Origin of the sequence: Cellulomonas sp. GbtcB1, from assembly GCF_019091725.1 — a bacterium.
Classification (GTDB): Bacteria; Actinomycetota; Actinomycetes; order Actinomycetales; family Cellulomonadaceae; genus Cellulomonas.
The window spans coordinates 1-254 of record NZ_JAGXJG010000352.1 but is presented as its reverse complement, the minus strand read 5'-3'; the positions used below and the strand labels follow the sequence as shown (position 1 = coordinate 254).

The following is a 254-nucleotide window of genomic DNA, read 5'->3' as shown; positions in this document are numbered from 1 at the left end:
GCCGAGCTGGTCCAGGGCACGCTCGACCCCGCCGCCGTGCTGGCCCGGCGCGACCAGTTCACCTCGCACTGGGACGACCACTCCCAGGTGGAGTGGCTGGTCTCCGCCGGCATCGCGCTGCTGCGCGGCACCGCGCGGTTCACGGGCCCCAAGGAGCTGCTCGTCGAGAGCGAGGCCGGCGACACCCGGGTCATCGCGCGGCACGCGGTGATCGTGTCCACCGGCACCGAGCCGACGGTGCCCGCCATCCCCGG

The 254-nt window shown here is 75.2% G+C and carries 1 pseudogene; it reads left to right on the top strand.

The annotated features are described in order from the left end of the window. Positions 1–254, top strand: a pseudogene (locus KVT14_RS20685) (pyridine nucleotide-disulfide oxidoreductase); the annotation flags it as partial.